Origin of the sequence: Luteitalea pratensis (assembly GCF_001618865.1) — a bacterium.
Taxonomy (GTDB): Bacteria; Acidobacteriota; Vicinamibacteria; order Vicinamibacterales; family Vicinamibacteraceae; genus Luteitalea; species Luteitalea pratensis.
The window spans coordinates 1,432,044-1,448,586 of record NZ_CP015136.1 but is presented as its reverse complement, the minus strand read 5'-3'; the positions used below and the strand labels follow the sequence as shown (position 1 = coordinate 1,448,586).

The 16,543-nt window shown below is 68.4% G+C and carries 15 protein-coding genes; 7 read left to right on the top strand and 8 right to left on the bottom strand.

Features of this window, described 5'->3' with window-relative positions:
* Positions 1-39: 39 nt before the first annotated feature.
* Positions 40-441, top strand: a complete 402-nt coding sequence (locus tag LuPra_RS06045) for a response regulator (protein ID WP_110174553.1) — start codon at positions 40-42, stop codon at positions 439-441.
* Positions 442-513: 72 nt separating this feature from the next.
* Here LuPra_RS06045 and LuPra_RS06040 read toward each other — a convergent pair whose 3' ends face one another.
* The 3 genes from LuPra_RS06040 to LuPra_RS06030 form a co-directional block, all read right to left on the bottom strand.
* Positions 514-2,190: a hypothetical protein gene (locus LuPra_RS06040; protein ID WP_110169911.1), complete on the bottom strand. Its 1,677-nt coding sequence runs from the start codon at positions 2,188-2,190 to the stop codon at positions 514-516.
* Between the two features lie 65 nt (positions 2,191-2,255).
* On the bottom strand, positions 2,256-2,747 hold the full coding sequence (locus LuPra_RS06035; protein WP_157898796.1) for a pyridoxamine 5'-phosphate oxidase family protein: 492 nt from the start codon (positions 2,745-2,747) through the stop codon (positions 2,256-2,258).
* 581 nt (positions 2,748-3,328) lie between these two features.
* Positions 3,329-4,105 carry a metallophosphoesterase family protein gene (locus LuPra_RS06030; protein WP_201792191.1) on the bottom strand — a complete coding sequence of 259 codons (777 nt, stop codon included), beginning with the start codon at positions 4,103-4,105 and terminating at the stop codon, positions 3,329-3,331.
* A 33-nt stretch (positions 4,106-4,138) separates the two neighbouring features.
* Here LuPra_RS06030 and LuPra_RS06025 point away from each other — a divergent pair, with 33 nt between their 5' ends.
* Positions 4,139-4,927 (top strand): nucleotidyltransferase, encoded by a 789-nt coding sequence (locus LuPra_RS06025; RefSeq protein ID WP_110169909.1) that lies wholly within the window; start codon positions 4,139-4,141, stop codon positions 4,925-4,927.
* A gap of 88 nt (positions 4,928-5,015) precedes the next feature.
* Here LuPra_RS06025 and LuPra_RS06020 read toward each other — a convergent pair whose 3' ends face one another.
* Positions 5,016-6,200, bottom strand: coding sequence for a DNA topoisomerase IB (locus tag LuPra_RS06020; RefSeq protein WP_110169908.1), 1,185 nt, complete (start codon positions 6,198-6,200; stop codon positions 5,016-5,018).
* A 103-nt stretch (positions 6,201-6,303) separates the two neighbouring features.
* On the opposite strand from LuPra_RS06020, the gene LuPra_RS06015 reads away from it, so the two are divergent.
* Positions 6,304-6,756: a MarR family winged helix-turn-helix transcriptional regulator gene (locus LuPra_RS06015; protein ID WP_157898795.1), complete on the top strand. Its 453-nt coding sequence runs from the start codon at positions 6,304-6,306 to the stop codon at positions 6,754-6,756.
* Positions 6,757-6,845: 89 nt separating this feature from the next.
* Positions 6,846-7,976, top strand: a complete 1,131-nt coding sequence (locus LuPra_RS06010; RefSeq protein WP_110169906.1) for an alkene reductase — start codon at positions 6,846-6,848, stop codon at positions 7,974-7,976.
* 13 nt (positions 7,977-7,989) lie between these two features.
* On the opposite strand, the gene cls is transcribed toward LuPra_RS06010, so the two are convergent.
* Positions 7,990-9,429: a cardiolipin synthase gene (gene cls, locus LuPra_RS06005; protein ID WP_110169905.1), complete on the bottom strand. Its 1,440-nt coding sequence runs from the start codon at positions 9,427-9,429 to the stop codon at positions 7,990-7,992.
* Between the two features lie 336 nt (positions 9,430-9,765).
* Between cls and LuPra_RS06000 the strand changes: the two genes are divergently transcribed.
* The 3 genes from LuPra_RS06000 to LuPra_RS05990 all read left to right on the top strand — a co-directional run bounded on the left by LuPra_RS06000 (position 9,766) and on the right by LuPra_RS05990 (position 13,113).
* On the top strand, positions 9,766-11,070 hold the full coding sequence (locus tag LuPra_RS06000) for a phospholipase D-like domain-containing protein (protein WP_110169904.1): 1,305 nt from the start codon (positions 9,766-9,768) through the stop codon (positions 11,068-11,070).
* Between the two features lie 129 nt (positions 11,071-11,199).
* Positions 11,200-11,706: a BON domain-containing protein gene (locus LuPra_RS05995; RefSeq protein WP_157898794.1), complete on the top strand. Its 507-nt coding sequence runs from the start codon at positions 11,200-11,202 to the stop codon at positions 11,704-11,706.
* 15 nt (positions 11,707-11,721) lie between these two features.
* Positions 11,722-13,113 (top strand): NTP/NDP exchange transporter, encoded by a 1,392-nt coding sequence (locus tag LuPra_RS05990; RefSeq protein ID WP_234800747.1) that lies wholly within the window; start codon positions 11,722-11,724, stop codon positions 13,111-13,113.
* On the opposite strand, the gene LuPra_RS05985 is transcribed toward LuPra_RS05990, so the two are convergent.
* The 3 genes from LuPra_RS05985 to LuPra_RS05980 form a co-directional block, all read right to left on the bottom strand.
* Positions 13,067-13,540: a Crp/Fnr family transcriptional regulator gene (locus LuPra_RS05985; protein ID WP_157898793.1), complete on the bottom strand. Its 474-nt coding sequence runs from the start codon at positions 13,538-13,540 to the stop codon at positions 13,067-13,069. The two genes, LuPra_RS05990 and LuPra_RS05985, sit on opposite strands and share 47 nt — an antisense overlap.
* Position 13,541: 1 nt before the next feature.
* The gene (locus tag LuPra_RS31635; protein WP_157898792.1) at positions 13,542-15,929 is read right to left on the bottom strand and encodes a hypothetical protein; all 2,388 of its coding nucleotides are present in this window, start codon (positions 15,927-15,929) and stop codon (positions 13,542-13,544) included.
* Positions 15,930-16,212: 283 nt separating this feature from the next.
* Positions 16,213-16,542 (bottom strand): metal-sensitive transcriptional regulator, encoded by a 330-nt coding sequence (locus tag LuPra_RS05980; RefSeq protein ID WP_110169901.1) that lies wholly within the window; start codon positions 16,540-16,542, stop codon positions 16,213-16,215.
* Between the last annotated feature and the right edge of the window lies 1 nt (position 16,543).

Below are 16,543 nucleotides of genomic sequence, written 5' to 3'. Positions count from 1 at the left end.
CCTATGATGCGGCTTCGGCCATCCGATTTTCCGCATCCCATGCCTGAACTTCCCCCGATGGCGCCGCTCGTGTTGCTCGTCGACGATTACGCCGACGCACGAGAGATGTACGCCTTCTACCTCGCGCGCCGCGGGTACCGCGTCGAAGAGGCCGCCGACGGGCATGAAGCGCTCGCCAAGGCCCTCGGCCTCACACCCGACATCATCCTGATGGACCTCTCGCTGCCGGGCATCGACGGCTGGGAACTCGCGCGGATCCTCAAGCGCGACACGCGCACGGCCGCGATCCCGATCGTCGCGCTCACGGCGCACGCGCTCAATGGCGAGCAGGAGCGGGCCCTCGGCGCCGGCTGCGACGCGTTTGTCACCAAGCCATGCCTTCCACAGGCACTCGCCGCCGAACTCGAGCGGGTGCTGCAAGTCGCCAGCGTCAGATCCTGACTCGGTCTCGGTCTCAGGTCTCAGGTCTCAGGTCTCAGGCATCAGGCATCAGGCATCAGGCATCAGGCATGACTAATGCCCCAGCGCGCCAGCGAGCTGCCGTGCATACCGCCGCGCCTGGCGACCGAAGCCGCGCCCGTCCGCCGTGTCGCCAAGCGATTCGGCCGCGACCGCGCTGTACCCCATCCTCGCCGCGAGATAGCACGGGCGCATCCAGCGCAGCCGGTGTGCCAGTGACGGGTCCTTGAGCGCCACGGCGAGCCGCTCGACGAGGGACGCGCGCTCGCTGGAGGTCCATGCGAACTCGCCGAGCACCGCCGCCACATCCCAGGCGATGTCTTGCGGGCCAGGCTGGAAGTGATCGTCGCCGTGCTCCGCGGTGTCCACCTTGACGACGCCGGTCGGCGTCGTGAGCCATTCCCAGGGCGAGAGATGCCCGTCGATGACGACAGCAGGCCGCGGCGCGCTCGCGCGCGCAAGCCGTTCGAGCTGAAGCAGGGTCGTGTCGTGCGCGCCACCGAAATGCTCGCGCGCGTTGGTGGCGAGCAGGCCGAGCAGCGCGTCGGTATCGGCGCGATCGCCGGTCTGCATCGCCCACGCACGCCACGGCAGGTACTTCAGCACCGTGGCCGCCAGAGCCCACGTCCCCCGCCGGCTCATCGTCGAGGCAGGCGAGACGCGGGCCATGCGCATGTACCCGTCACGGACCCCGAACACCGGCACGCCGAACCCTGCGTCCGCGGCACGCGACGCGCGGCGCCCGACGGTCACGCCCCACGTGCCGTAGCCGACGAACTTGTGCAATTCGCCTGGGGCGTCCGCGGGCACCCCCTTGTTGCGCTCGTGCTGCGGATGGACCGGCGGCCAGCGCGAGACGTCGAGGCCGATGTGCGCACGCCAGGCACCTGCCGACCAGTCCTCCGCGAATGACGGACCGCGCGACGGTGCGATCACACGCGTGTACATGCCCCAGCGTTGGGCGGCGGCACGGGCACGCAGGGCACCCGGCTGCGGTTCGTGGCTGCACAGGAACACGATGTGCTCGCGGCGATGGCCGTGAGCTTCGAGCACCGTGGCCGCCGACAGCAGCGACGATCCGCTGAGGCCGGGGCCCTCGTCGACGATCAGGCAGAGGGATCCGGCCTGTGCCTGCAGCTCGAGCGCGAGCGCCGCGTCGATGCGGCACTCACGAGCGACGGACGCGCCACGCGGCCGCAACGTGCACGTCCACGTCGGCACCCCGTTGTGATCGCAGTGCGCGGCGACAACCGCCCCGAGCGTCGCGCCGATGGTTCGCAAGCCGACGACCGCCACTCGCGAGGGATGCCACCGCTTCAGGCAGTCGGCGGTCGCCGCGGCATACGCGAGCGGGTGAAGGGCGTCGTAAGCAAAGCCCTGCGGCGCCCGCAGTTCGACTCCCGGCGGCAACGGCATGCGCAGGCATTGCGACAACGCATGTCGGAGATGTCGCTCCGCGCTTGTGGCAGTCGCCTGACCGGGCCCATCGGCCTCGACGAGAGTGCGTGCCGCCCAGCGGGTCGCATTGGCGAGGGTCAGCGCGCGCGGGTCGCGGGAGTCATGCAGCGGCATCCAGAGGTCCGACAACGCCACCTCGACGCCGCCGATCCCCAGCAAGCGGCTCGTCATCGCCTCGGCGTCGTCGGCCGCCATGGTGAGGCAACGCGACAACTCGAGGCTCGGGTCTACCTGTCGCGTCGAGGTCCGGTAGACGATCATCGCGGGCATCATCAGGAGCTCAGGAACTCAGGAACTCAGGGCTCGGGACTCGGGCATCAGCCATGAGGCATCAGGCATTACAGAGGAACGCGACCATGCTGGTCGCTCTCGCCCACCTCGGGCCGCGTGCCGGACACGTAGGCCTTCGCCGCCTCGAACATGTACTCGAGCCTGTTGGCGCCGCGGTTGTCCCAGTACTCCGCAATTCGCGGTTCGACGACAAGCAACCGCAGGTCCGGAGCCTCGGGTCCATCAGGGAACCAGACGCGCAGCGGTTCCCGCCACAGCTGTCGGACACGCGACGGCTCGTGCACGATCATGCCGATGCCCGATAGCGACAGGTAAGTGCTGTGCTCCTGCTGGCAGACAACCGCGACCTGCGCGTTGTCACTGATCTCATGCACCTTGCGCGACCCGAGCCCGGTGAAGAACCAGATGTTGCCGGTGCGATCGTCGATGTCGACGATCTGCATGGGTCGGCCTTCGATCCTGCCGTCGGCGGCGGCGGTCACGAGCATCACCGTGTCGAAACCCCGCAGCATCTCGAAGATCTTGTCCCGCTGACTCACGTGGCCTCCTGTTGTGCCGCGTCGACCTGACTTGTCCACCCGTAGCCTTGGCGAAGGTGGAAGGTCGACGCCTACGAGGTCGTCTCTCCCGGGCATACCCAAGTCGTCCCTCCCTGGTGCCTCGACCTGGGAGTCGACGTTACGCGGTCGTCAAACCGGTCGCAGCGACCCGGACGCCATGTCCCCTTGCAAGCCCGGTTCCGGCCGCAGGTCTCCCGAGGAGCCCATGCGCTGCAAGACGACACGATTCGAGGCGCACCGGCAACGGGCACCCGTCAGCTTCCTGTACGGCCAGTTCGAGACGCAGCCCGACGATGAGCGGGTCGGTCTCCAATGACGTGTAGGCGCACTCCAACGATATTCACCGCCTACGGCCTGCGGGCTGCAGCCTACCCGGACCGCACAGCGTGACTACCGGTGGCGCTGGCGCCATGGATCACTTGTCCGGCGCGCTGCCCGCGGGACGAGTTGTCCGCCGCAGCCTCGGCGAAGGCGGAAGCCGCGCGGCTACACCCCACGGAATCGCGCCGACCGGTGTCGCGCGCCTGCATGGACCATTTGCCCACGTGAGGCTTACGAGCTCAGGGCGTTGCCGCGGGGTCGGTCCACGCCAACTCGACGATGTGGAACGGTGGCGCGGCGGGGTCACGGCGCAGGAGCAATGGCGCGGCAACGTTGTAGACGGGCACCCCGCCCGATGTGCGTGCCTCGAAGCGGCCCCCGTGCGCGTGACCGTGCAGGACGACGTCAACCGGGTAGCGGTTGAGCGGCTCCTCGAGACGACTCGAGCCGAGGTACGGAAAGATCTCGGGCGGCTCGTCCTCCACCGTTCCCCGCACGGGTGAGTAGTGCAGCACGGCGACCTTGCGGGGCGTCCGCAGTCGCGCCAGCGCCGTCTCGAGCTTGAGCGCCTCGTCCACGGCCTCCTGCACGAAGGCCTTGATGACTGGCTCGCCCCAGGGTCCCAGGGCGCCGCGGCCGAACCCGCCGCCGAAGCCCTTGATGCCGGCAAAGCCAACGCCCAGCACCTCGATCGCCTCGCCGTCGAGCATGTATACGCCGCCGTCGCTGAGGATTCGCGCGACCTGCTGCGACAGTCCGGCCTCGAAGTCGTGATTGCCCAGCACGGCGACGATCGGCAGGCCGACCGATTTGAGATCGCGGCTCAGTTGCTGTGCCTCGTCCTCCGTGCCACGATCGGTAAGGTCGCCACACAGGACGAGGACGTCGGCCGCTTCGCGCACGCGCGCGAATGCCTGCGCCACGCCCGGCGACGCGGAACGCCCGATGTGCATGTCGCCCATCGCTGCGATCCGCACTCGGTGCTGGGACTCGGGCTGCGGCACGGTGTCCGGCATCTCTGGCACTGTCCTTGCCTCCTCTAGCCCGTCATGATCGAATCAGGGTCGCTCACGGCGGGCAATACGCACGAAGCAGCGTGCGCGACGGCACTGCGAGTGCTGCACGAGCGCGGCATCCAGTTCCTGGTCGGCGGCACCTTCGCCTTCACGCAGTACACGGGCGTCGTCCGCACCACGAAAGACCTGGATCTGTTTGTGACCGCGTCCGACCTCGCACGCACGCTCGAGGCACTCGGCGATTCCGGGTTCGCCACCAGCGTGCCGTTCCCGCACTGGCTGGCCAAGGCCAAGAGCGCGGAATTGGCCATGGACCTCATCTTCTCGAGCGGCAACGGCGTCGCGCGCGTGGATGCCGACTGGTTCCGGCATGCTGCCGACGTCGTGCTGTACGGCATCCCGGTGAAGCTGTCGCCCATCGAAGAGCTGATCTGGTCCAAGTCCTTCGTCATGGAACGCGAGCGCTTCGACGGCGCCGACGTGACCCACCTGCTGCGGGCCCGCGGCCACGTCATCGACTGGCCGCGTTTGATCGCGCGCTACGGCGATTACCAGCTGGTCCTCGCCGCGCATCTGCTGCTCTTCCGCTTCGCGTACTCGGATGCGGATCGGCTGATCCCCGCCTGGGTCTTCGAGCAGGTGCTGGCGGCACCGGCGCCACCGGCGGCCGAGGCGCCAACCTGCTTCGGGACGCTGTTCTCCCGTGAGCAATACCTCTCCGATGTCGCACAACTCGGCTACGCCGACGCCCGGATCGTACGCAGGCACATGGAACCGGACGCGCTGCAGATCTGGACCGCCGCCATCGAGGACGAACACTGAACGTCCCTCCGGCCTGAGTACGGTGCCCGCGATGCGGGCGGGCACAAGCGCAACGGGAATCGGTGCAAGGCAGGTACCCATGCGAGCGTCAGGCCGTTCGCGTGCGGAGCGGCACGCGTTGTCGTGGCGTTCGTGCGCGCGTCCGTGGCTGTCGGCCACGTGTACCTGCGGCCATGCGGCGGTGCAGTAGAGCGAGCACCGCCGTCTCCTCTCGCGACAGGTGTCGGCCCCGGTGCATGAGCATCGATGCGGCCTTGTCACGCAGGACATCGAGCGTCGCGCCGTCGAGGTACTGCTCGAGCACGGCGGGATGCACATAGCAGCGACGGCACACCGCCCTGGTGTTGCCGAGTTGCTTCGCAACGGTCTCGATGGCGCGCGCGACGTTCTTCTTGCGCCCCGCGGCCGTGTCGACGACATCCAGTTCCTGGAGGGCTGCAGCGGCCAGCACTGTCCCGGCCCAGGTGCGGAAGTCCTTCGCGGTGAATTCTGCGCCAGTGACGTCGCGCAGGTAGGCGTTGACGTCCTCCGACGTCACCCGCTGGCGAGCGCCGGCGCCGTCGAGGTACTGGAACAGCACCTGGCCGGGCAGGTCCTGGCACCGCTTGACGGTGCGGGCGAGACGGCCGTCCTGCAGGGTGATCTCCTGCCAGACTCCGCTCTTGGCGCGGAACCGGAAGCGGAGCCGGTCGGCGGTGACCGTGACGTGGCGATCGCGCAGTGTCGTGAGCCCGAACGACTGGTTGGTGCGAGCGTATTCCTCGTTGCCGACCCTGATCAGGGTGGTCTCCAGCAACCGGATGACCGTGGCCAGGACACGTGCCCGCGACAGCGGCGGCTGCTGCAGATCACGCATCACCCGTCGTCTCAGGACCGGCAACGCGTGCCCGAAGGCGAGCAGTCGGCCGTACTTGGCCGCGTCACGGACCTGGGCCCAGCGTGGGTGATAGCGATACTGCTTGCGTCCTCGGTGGTCCCGGCCGGTAGCCTGCACGTGCCCGTCGGCGCGCTGGCAGATCCAGACGCGTGTCCAGGCCGGGGGGATGACCAGGGCCCGGATGCGCGTGAGCGTCGCGGCGTCGCGAACCACCCCTCCCTCCGGATCGCGATAGATTGTCCTCTTGCCACGGATCTCTCGACTGAACCCCGGCTCGTCGTCCGAGACGTAGCGCAGGTTGGCGAGCTCGGCCGCATCCTGCCGGGTGGGTTGTTCCGCGGCGACTTGCGCGACCAGGCGGTCTGGGAGTTCCGGCAGGGACGCGGTGGCAGCCATCGAGCGCAGGCATTGCAAGAAATGCGCTCGTCCGCAGCGGGAGCCTTCGCGGTTGTGCGCGATCGGGCTTGACAGGGATTGAATCGAGATGGACAATTCACCTGTGAACGATGTTTCCTGCGGGTCGCATCCGTGCCCGGTGTCCGCGGCGCTCATCGAAGCGGCCCGGACGCTCGAGATGCGATTGGAGCAGGCGCTGACGCCGCTCCAGTTGTCGCTGGCGAAGTTCGGCGTGCTGCGCTGCCTCGTCCACGAAGAGCGGCCGCTGCCGCTGAGCGCGATCGCCCAGCGCCAGAAGTGCGTGCGGTCCAACATGACGCAATTGACCGATCGACTCGAGGCCGACGGGCTCGTGCGCAGGGTGGATGATCCCGAGGATCGCCGGGCCGTCCTGGCCGAGCCCACCCCGGCTGGCAAGGTGGCCTTCGAGCGCGCGGTGGAAGTCTTGCGCGCCGAGGAAGAGCGCTTCTTGATGGGGTTGTCGGCCGACGAGCGTGGCGTCATGACCGACCTGGTTCGCCGTTTCGTGGCGTGCGAGGCGCACGTCGCGACCTAAATCTTTTTTTGCCCGATAGTTCATCGATAGACAGTCACTAGATAGATGGTCGTGCCAAGAACACGACAGACACCAATAGCGAGGAAACCATGAGCACTTACCGCCATCTGTTCACGCCCGCCACCGTCGGCCACCTTGCCTTGCCCCATCGCTTCGTGATGGCGCCGATGACGCGTAACCGCGCGCTGCCGTCGCTGGCGCCGGGACCGCAGGCCGCCGTCTATTACGCGCAGCGCGCGTCGGCCGGCGTGATCATCACCGAGGCCACGCAGGTCTCCGACTCCGCGGCCGGGTACGTCTTCACGCCGGGCATCTACTCGGCTGAGCAGATCGCGGGTTGGCGTACGGTGACCGACGCCGTGCACGCCGCGGGCGGACGCATCGTGCTGCAGATCTGGCACACCGGACGCGTCTCGCACGCGGTGATGCGGCCTGACGGCTCGACACCCGTGAGCGCGTCGGCGATCGCCGCGGCCGGCGAGGTCATCACCTACGACGGACCGAAGCCGTTCCCCACCCCGCGCGCGCTCGAGATTCACGAGATCCGCGGCATCGTCGAGGACTTCGCGCAGGCGGCGCGCAATGCCATCGCGGCCGGCTTCGACGGCATCGAAATCCACGGCGCCAACGGCTACCTGGTGGACCAGTTCCTGCGCGACGGCGCCAACCAGCGCACAGACGCCTACGGTGGCTCGATTGCCAATCGTGCGCGGTTCCTTCTCGAGATCGTCGACGCGACGTCGGCGGCGATCGGCGCCGGTCGCGTCGGCGTGCGGCTGTCGCCGAACAGTCCGTTCAACAGCATGTCGGACAGCGACCCGGCTGCGCTCACCCGCTACGTCGCCGAGCAACTGGACGCCCGCCAGGTGATGTACCTGCACGTGCTCGAGATGCCGAGCGGCGACGACCTGGTGGCGGTGCGTCCGCTGACGGCCAGCGCGCGTGAGGTCTTCACGGGCGTCCTGATTGCCAATGCCGGATACACGCCCGATGCCGCCGAAGCCGTGCTCGCGCGCGGCGATGCGGACCTGATCGCGTTCGGCGTGCCTTTCCTGGCCACCCCGGACTTTGTGGAGCGGACCCGCCAGGGCATCGCGGCCAACGCGCCCGATCGCGGCACCTTCTACGGTGGCGATACCCGCGGCTATGTCGACTACCCGTTCCGCGACGGCACCGTCAGGGCCTCGCTCGACGAGATCCTTGACACCGCGGTCGCCTGATCGGCTGGAATGTCTAGAGGAGAGGCGAGAACAGACGCATCACCGAGTCGCCGAGGCGCTTGTAGGCGGGCAGGCGATTGTAGGCGTCGGCCATGAACGGCTGGCTCTGTCGGATGTCGGCAAGGAATGCCGACTCGAGGCGCCTGGTCGTCTCGCGGTCATAGATCACGAGGTTGGTCTCGTAGTTGATGGTGAAGCTGCGGATGTCCATGTTGGCCGATCCGATCGAGCACACCACCGAATCCACCGCGATGGTCTTGCAGTGGAAGTACGCGCCCTGGTACAGCAGCACGCGCACTCCGGCCTGTGCGAGGTCCCGCGCGTAGGTCATGCCGGCGCGGTAGGCGAGCGGCCCCTCGCCTCCGCGCGGCGCGATCATCACCCACACCCGCACCCCCGACATCGCGGTCGCGCACAGCACCTGCAGCACACTCTCGTCGAGCACGCAGAAGGGTGACTGCACGTACACGTGATCGCGCGCCATCGAGATCATCGCCAGGTACTGCTGGCGGATGACCGAGTAGCGCGAGTCGGGGCCCGAGTTGACGACCTGGATGGCCACCGTCCCCGGCCGGCGGCCGCGCGGGTACAGCGCGCTGTCGGCGAGCAACTCCCCCGTCGTGTTGAACCACTGCAGCGCGAAGGTCCATTGCAGCATCGCCACCGCATCGCCGGTGACGCGCGCGTGCGTGTCGCGCCACCCCGAAAAGCCCTCGGGCCCGGTGAGGTGCTTGTCGGTGAGGTTGAGACCTCCGGTGTAGCCAATCGTGCTGTCGATGATCACCAGCTTGCGGTGGTTGCGATAGCTGATCGTGTGCAGGTGCCAGATCGGCGAGTACGGATGCACCTGGACCCCGGCCTCGCGCAGGGCCCGGACATACCCGCGCGTCAGCATCGAGAAGCTGCCGACCGGATCGTAGAGGGCGCGCACGGTGACGCCGGCAGCAATGCGCTCGCGCAGGATCCCGAGCACCTCGCGCGTCAGGGCATCGTCGGCCCACTCGTAGTACTCGAGGTGGATCAGCGTCTGCGCCTGGCGCAGATCGTCGAGGAGTCTCGGGTACTTCTCGCTCGCGTTCTGCAGGATATCGAGCTGGTTGCCCATGGTCAGGGGCGCCTCGGTCGACCTCCAGAGCAGTTGCGGCAGGCGTCGGTAGATCTCGATGTCGCTGTCGGAGAGCTCGTGTCTCGCCTCCTCCTGGGCCTCGCGCACCTGCTCGAGTTCCTTTGACAGGCCGGTGCGCCCCAGTTGTCGCCGCAAGGCCTTGCGGTGGCTGAATGCATTCGATCCCCGGCCAAAGAGGAAGTACACGACCGGCCCGACGCCAGGCGCGAGGACCATGAGGAACAACCACGCGAACGTCGATTGCGGTGACCGGTTGTCCAGCACCAGGAAGACCGTCGCCGAGACCAGGTACAGCACGTACAACGCCCACGAGAGCTCGGTCGGCATGGCTGCCTGCAGCGTGTCGCAACTGTGCCCGCCACGCAAGCACCGGCCCGCCTGATTGGTGCGTGCCGGGTGACGCGTAAGGGTTGATGTTCAGCCGGGCACCGGGTTCCGGGCACCGGGTTCCGGGCACCGGGCAACTCGTAGCCGTCGACCTTGGGACCGTGTTTGTTGTAGCCGTCGACCTTCCACCTTCGCCAAGGCTACGGCGGACAAGTCAGGTCGACGGTCAGTGATGCTCCCGGACGATCAGGCCGCCATCGCGCGTCAGCGCCGACCTGAAGGTCGGCGCCTACGTCCGGCGTTGGCGCTCGGCACGAGGGATGCATCAGTTGAGGCGTGACGTCTCCGCATCCCGGCACCACGAAGACCGCGCCCGCGCGCCAACGGCGACGTCGCTGGCCGTGGCTCGCACTCGCGTGCGTGGCCGGTCTCCTGTGGTTGTTGCAGGATCCGCGCACGTTGCAGGTACGGAGCCCGGTGGCCGCCTCGGACCCGGATTTCCCCGACTACGTCGCCTCGCTGATCGGCGCGCCGGTGACCAGCGGCGATACGTTCGACGTGCTGCAGAACGGCGATGACATCTTCGCGGCGATGCTGAAGGCGGTCGAGGGGGCGCAGCGCCGCATCAGCTTCGAGAGCTTCATCTACTCCGACGGCGAGATCAGCGCCCGCTTCACGCAGGCCTTCGTGGCCGCTGCCCGCCGCGGCGTTGACGTCCGCATCGTGCTCGATGGCTACGGCGCCAACGACCTGCCCGCCGCCTCGATTTCCCAGCTCGACGCCGCGGGCGTGCGCCTGGTCTGGTTCAACAACGTGCGCGCATGGTCGCTCGATCGCGTCAACTACCGCACCCACCGCAAGGTACTCGTCGTCGACGGCACCGTGGCCTTCACCGGCGGTGTCGGACTCGCCGATCACTGGCGCGGCACCGCCCAGGATCCCGACCACTGGCGCGACACGCAGGTCAGCGTGCGCGGCCCCGCCGTTCGCGCGCTCGAGGCGTCCTTCTACGAAAACTGGATCGAGTCGGGGGGCGCCGAGGCGCCACGTCTCGATCCCGAGCCTGCCGAGCAACGTCAGGCAACACCGGGCGCACGCAGCATCGTCGCCTGGAGCAATTTCTCGGGTGGCGCGAGCAACGTGAAGCTGTTGTACCTGCTCTCGATCGCAGCAGCACGCCAATCGATCGATATCCAGTCGCCGTACGTCGTCCTCGACAGCTCCTTGCGCTGGTCGCTCGATCAGGCGCGGTCGCGGGGCGTGCGCGTGCGCCTGCTGACCGACGGCGATCACACCGATGCCGGGCCGGTGAAGGCGGCCAGTCGCGCCGGGTACGACGCGCTCCTCGCCAGGGGCGTCGCCATCGCCGAGTTCGCGCCGACGATGATGCACGTGAAGGCGATGACGGTCGACGGCACCTGGTCGGTGGTGGGCACGGCCAACCTCGACAACCGGTCTCTCGAGCTCAACGACGAACTGGTGGTCGGTGTCCACGATCCAGTGTTGGCGTCCACGCTGAAGCGCGCCTTCGACGCCGACCTCGGCCGCAGCACCGCGCTCGATCTCGAGCGATGGCGCAATCGTCCGCTCTGGCGCCGCGGGCAGGAGCGCTTCTGGAGCCTGTTCGGCGAGCTCTTCTGAACTCGCTGTGGTCGCACCTTTGCAACACGAACGGGCAGGCGGGGCGCCAAGGCGTTCGACGCAGCATGGCCTCGCCCCATGACTACCCATGTGTTTCAAAAAACTACGGAGAAACAAACTATGCGCAGCATGATGATTGGCACAGGGCTGGTGATGGCGACGATGCTCGTGACCGGCTGTGAGCACACGCGCGAGGGCGTCGAAAAGGACGCCGAGAACGCGGCGGTCAGGTCCGAGCAAGCCGCCGAGAAGACCGCTGAGGCGACACGCGAGGCGGGCCGGGACGTGGCACAGGCGGCGGACCGGGCCGGCGATGCCACGCGCGAAGCTGCCGACAAGACCGCCGAGGCCACTCGCGAGGCCGCAGGAACTGCTGCCAACGCCACGCGCGATGCGGCCGCGTCGGCCGCCAATACGGGCGACGCCGCGCAGCAGACGTTGCAGATCAAGACCGCACTGATGGCCGATGCGTCGATTGATGCCTCGCGGATCGACGTCGACACCGAGGCGAGCACGAAGACGGTGACGCTCAAGGGCCTCGTGCGCTCGACGGCGGAGAAGGCGACGGCCACGCGCATCGCCTCGGAGAAGGCGCCGGGCTATCGCATCAGCAACAACCTCGAAGTGCGGCGCTGACCGATGCCGGGCGCGATGCAGGCGACATCGTTACGCGGCTCGGCAACGGCGCTGCAGGCCGTGAGCCGCGTCGCGCGCTGGCCCGACAGCGAGGATGGGCGGCCGACGGCGACAGCCGATCGGCTGCTCCGTCTGTTCGGTGACGTCCGGCATGGCGAAGGACCGACGGTCCTGACACTGCTTGCCACGTTGTTCGTGATCCTCTGCGGCTACTACATCTGCAAGACCGTCCGCGAGCCGCTCATCCTCGCCGACCGCGGCGCGGAAGTGAAGGCCTACGCCTCCGGGCTGCAGGCGCTGGTGCTGATGGCGGCAGTGCCGGCGTACAGCCGGCTGGCTGCGCACGTCTCGCGGCGCACCCTGCTGGTCGGCATGACGCTGTTCTTCGTCGTCAATCTCGAGATCTTCTGGCTGCTCGGCGTCGCCGGCGTGCCATGGCTCGGGGTCGCCTTCTTCGTGTGGGTCGGCATCTTCAACAACGCGGTCATCGCCCAGTTCTGGTCCTACGCCAACGACCTGTACACGCCGGAGCGCGGCAGCCGGCTGTTTCCGGTGATCGCCATCGGCGCCACCTTCGGCAGCCCTGTCGGCGCCTGGGTGGCCGGTCGCCTGTTCGATGCGGGCGTCTCGGCGCTGACGTTGCTGCACCTCGCCGCCGCGTGCCTGCTGGTCTCGCTGGCCGGCTACCTGCGCGTCGAGGGATGGCACTCAGCGTCGCCGCCGGCAACGCGCGGCAACGAAGGCGGTTCGCGCGACGGCTTCGCACTGCTGGCCCGCAATCCATACCTCCGGTTGATCTGCCTGCTCCTGCTGCTGCTCAACGTCGTCAACACGACGGGCGAGTACATCCTCAGCCGTGAGGTGCTGTCGATGGCCAACGCGTCGACGGCATGCGCTGGCGACAGCGCCCGCGAGGCCTGCATCGGCGGTTTCTACGGCCGGTACTTCTTCTGGGTGAACATCGCTGCGATCGTGATCCAGAGCCTGCTGGTTTCGAGGTTGGTCCGCGTCGCCGGCATCGCGGGTCTCCTGCTCGTGTTGCCAATGGCGTCACTGGTCACCTACGCGATGGTGTTGTCTGGCGCAGGTTTCCAGGCCTTCCGGTGGAGCAAGACGATCGAGAACGCCACCGACTACTCGGCGATGAACACGGCGCGGCAGATGCTGTGGCTGCCGACGGCACGGCGCGAGAAGTACGCCGCCAAGCAGGCGGCCGACACTTTCATCGTGCGCGCCGGCGATGTGCTCGCGGCCGGGCTGGTCTTTGCCGGAACGACGTGGTTGTCGATGGAACGACAGGCGTTTGCCGGGGCGCTGATGGTCGTGATTGCGATGTGGATCGGTGTGGCCTGGCTGCTGGTCACCGAGTATCGTCGGCAACAGGCGGACGTGGCGCCTGCGTCGTGACGCGCTGCTCGCAGGCACGGATGCGTCGACCGAGGGCGCGCAGGTTGGCGATGGCAAACGCCGTGCTGTCGGCGATCGCATCCAGGTACTCGTCCGGCGCTACCGAGAGCGTCCGGCACGGTTCGGCCACCGTGATCGTCTCGAGTTGCGGCAGGCCCAGCGATGCGAGCAGGCCGAAGGCGTCGCCCCGACCGAGGTCCGGTCTGGGCTCGTCGCCATATGTCACTCGCATCCGTCCCGACAAGACCACCCAGAGTCGCACGTCAGGCATGTCCGGCTCGAGCAGCACGTCGCCTGGCTCATGCCAGCCGTCCTCCATGCGGGCGGCCAGTTCCGCGAGCGTATCGCTCGGCACTTCGCGGAACAGGTCGACTTCTGTCAGGAAGGCGGCCTTCTCCACGGTGGTCAACGGCGTCTGCGTATCCATGTCAGAGGCGCGCGAGCGCCCACCTCGCGGTCTCCTGGTACACGTGGTCCTCGCGTAGCGGCTCGGGCACGACCTGCCGCAGCGCGCCATCGCGCCGTGAGCCGAGCACGTGCAGCGCGAGCGTCGCGATCCAGATGTCTTCATCGCCGGCGAGCGCGATCACCGAGTCGCTCACCGCAGGCGTCTCGTCGGGCACGCTGGTGCGCAGCACCGGCAGCAGCAGATCGCGGTCGGCCTGGATCAGGCTGGCTTCGAGGTATTGCAGCGCAAAGGCTCGGATGCGGTCGTTGGAATTCATGAGCCCGCGATGCGCCCTCAGCATCTCGCGCGCCGGATAGATGAGCGCGAGGCGACGGAAGACGCGCTCCCGCGCCTGCGACGCCGCCTCGGCGAGGGCACGAACGAGCAGGCGGAGGTCTGGCGGCGGCTCATCGCCGAACGCTGCCGCCTGCCGCCGTCGCCGGTCGAACTCGAGCAGGTCCGAGGCTACGTCCGCGCGCACCGTCATCTCGTCGAGCAGGATCGGCACACCGGCCTTGCGTGCGGCGTCGAGGCCACGCAGGGCCACGACACGCAATGGACGTGCCGCCGATTGTGGCACCCGCCAGAGTTGTGCCAGTGCCGCCGGCGTAGCGATGCGGCCGAGCACGACGGCCACGTCTCGGCGCACCCGCAACGGGACCCGGCCATCCGCGAGCGTGTCGCCGAGGATGCCGACGGCATCGTCGCCAAGCTGCACGAGCGTGCTGCGTGCGAGTTCCCGTACCGCGCCGGCCAGGTTCGCCAGCAGTACGGGCACGGCGTGACGCTCGCGCGCTGCGACGACCTCGGCGCATGCCGCCGCGGCCCGCGTGTGATCGCCCGATCGCAGCGCCGCCTGCAGCGCCTCGGCGCCAGGCCATGCTTCGACAGTGGCTGCAGACGATGCGGTCCGCCGAGTCAACGTCTCGCGACGGGCGCGGGCACGCACGGCCGGCGCCCGATGCGCCAGCAACGGCCTCGCCTCTCGACGCGCGCGCACCGGATCGACCGCCGCGAGTTCGTCGAGTGCGAAGAGGACGTGGCGCGGGTCTCGACTACGCAGCAGCCCGATCAACTCGGGGACGGTGACGCCACGATCGACGTCGACCGTGGCCGCGGAGCGGCCCGGAAGCAGCAGCGCGTCGAGCGACCGCGACAGTGCTGGACCGTACGCCTGGCCGAGCCATGCGATCGCGCACATCCACCCGGCACACGCGATCACGACAGCCAGCGACAGGTGCCACGGATCGGCGCGTCCGGCCAGGGCCAGAAGCACGAGCACCAGCGACGCCCCGACCTCGCCACCCCGCGTGAGGAATCCCTCTGCGGCATGCTTCATCGTGGTACGCGGCTGGCCCTGGAACGGAAGGAAGAAGAACTCCTGTGACGTGCGGGCGACGGAATGGCGCGATGCGGTCTCCCAGAGACGTGCCGCGACTGGTGGCCACGTCCCAGGCCAGGCGAGGCCGGCAGATGCTGCGGTGACGACGCCGGCTGGCAGGACGAACGCGAGCACCCGGGACCCGACGCGCGCGAGCAGCACGCCGGCCGCCAGTTGCGTCACGAGCGCCAGACCACTGGCGGCAACGTTGAACAATCCGAGCCACTGGCCGAGGGCGGCGGGGTCGGTCGATAGCCGCTGCAGTGCGAGCTTGAACTGGTAGTCCACGAGGCCGCCGGTGAGGGCGCCAACGACGACCACCAGCGCCAGCAGTCGCGCGTATCCCACTTCACGCAGTACGGTCCGCGCACGCCGGGGCGTGCCGGCAGGGGGCACCTCGTCGTCGGTCGCCGGTGGTGCGGTTCGGCCCAGCGCGATCGCGCCGGCAGCGAGTTGCGCGACAGCCGTCAGGCCGAGCAGTTCATCGAGGCTGATGGATCGCATGATCAGCGTCGCCGTCAGCCCGGAGGCGATGCCGCCGAGGATGCCCAGGGCGCCGATCCAGCCGATGTGCCGCCGAGCCTGTTCGCCGTCGAGCGATTGGTGCACGAGTAACCAGAACTGCGCGACCAGCAGCGGCCCGTAGGCACCTACCCAAACGTAGAGCGCCATCGCACTCCACGCGCTGCGGGTCCGCAGCAGCAATTCCCAGGCGAGCAGCGAGACGCCGGTCGCCATGGCCACGCCGGCGAACGCTCGCGCCGGTGTGCGGCTCCTGGTGAAGCGCCCGAGCAGGGGCGTGAACAGGCCAGTAACCACGAGCACGACGCCGGTCAGCCAGGGTATCCACTCGACGTGCACACGGCTCAACAACGTCCCGTCACGGACGATGCGCGCCCAGGTGAACGCGACGATGACGAGGAAGTGCAACGATCCGAGCGACCAGCGAATCTGCCACTCGCGATCGTCGTCCGGGCGCCCGTCCATTCCTTGGATCATACCGGGCACCCTGTTCCGGACACCGGGCACCGGGTCACGGGAATCGGGAATCGGGAGTCGCCGAGCGTCTGGCTGCCCCCCAGCCCGATGTCGTGGGGGCGCAATGTGTAGCCGTCGACCTTGGTCGACGGTCAGGGATGCGTCGAGCAAGCTCGACGCCTACGTCCGGCTGCAGCGGCCCGCGCCCGTCGTACGCAGGACCCTCTTAAGGCGTTGTCGACCGTCGACCTGACTTGTCCGCCGTAGCCTTGGCAGGCATCAGCCATCCGCATTACCTCGCGTTTCGGTACATCAAATCGACGAGTTCATCGCACATCGCCTCGGCGGGCGCATCGCCGGCGCGGAATGCGGTCGTGGCGCAGTGCTTCAGGTGGTTGCGCATCAATTCGCGTCCGACCGCGCGCAGCGCCTCGTGCACGGATGCGATCTGCGTCAACACGTCGGCGCACGCGCGCTCTTGCTCGACCATGCGGTGCAGGCCGCGGACCTGACCCTCGATCCGACGGAGCCTGGTGAGTGTCCGGGTCCTGGTGCGCGGATCGGCCGACAGGCCGTGGCCGATGCTCGCGGTCGTCGCAGGGGCTGCTGGCTGTCGGCTCATG

Excerpts from the sequence above, each read along its gene's own strand:
- LuPra_RS06040 (WP_110169911.1), bottom strand. The coding sequence starts at position 2,190 with ATGATGCCCGCGATGATCGTCTACCGGACCTCGACGCGACAGGTAGAC.
- LuPra_RS05990 (WP_234800747.1), top strand. The coding sequence starts at position 11,722 with ATGCAGGCGACATCGTTACGCGGCTCGGCAACGGCGCTGCAGGCCGTG.
- LuPra_RS06010 (WP_110169906.1), top strand. The coding sequence starts at position 6,846 with ATGAGCACTTACCGCCATCTGTTCACGCCCGCCACCGTCGGCCACCTT.
- LuPra_RS31635 (WP_157898792.1), bottom strand. The coding sequence starts at position 15,929 with ATGGACGGGCGCCCGGACGACGATCGCGAGTGGCAGATTCGCTGGTCG.
- LuPra_RS05985 (WP_157898793.1), bottom strand. The coding sequence starts at position 13,540 with ATGGATACGCAGACGCCGTTGACCACCGTGGAGAAGGCCGCCTTCCTG.
- LuPra_RS06030 (WP_201792191.1), bottom strand. The coding sequence starts at position 4,105 with ATGCCGGACACCGTGCCGCAGCCCGAGTCCCAGCACCGAGTGCGGATC.
- cls (WP_110169905.1), bottom strand. The coding sequence starts at position 9,429 with ATGCCGACCGAGCTCTCGTGGGCGTTGTACGTGCTGTACCTGGTCTCG.
- LuPra_RS05995 (WP_157898794.1), top strand. The coding sequence starts at position 11,200 with ATGATGATTGGCACAGGGCTGGTGATGGCGACGATGCTCGTGACCGGC.
- LuPra_RS05980 (WP_110169901.1), bottom strand. The coding sequence starts at position 16,542 with ATGAGCCGACAGCCAGCAGCCCCTGCGACGACCGCGAGCATCGGCCAC.
- LuPra_RS06045 (WP_110174553.1), top strand. The coding sequence starts at position 40 with ATGCCTGAACTTCCCCCGATGGCGCCGCTCGTGTTGCTCGTCGACGAT.
- LuPra_RS06020 (WP_110169908.1), bottom strand. The coding sequence starts at position 6,200 with ATGGCTGCCACCGCGTCCCTGCCGGAACTCCCAGACCGCCTGGTCGCG.
- LuPra_RS06025 (WP_110169909.1), top strand. The coding sequence starts at position 4,139 with ATGATCGAATCAGGGTCGCTCACGGCGGGCAATACGCACGAAGCAGCG.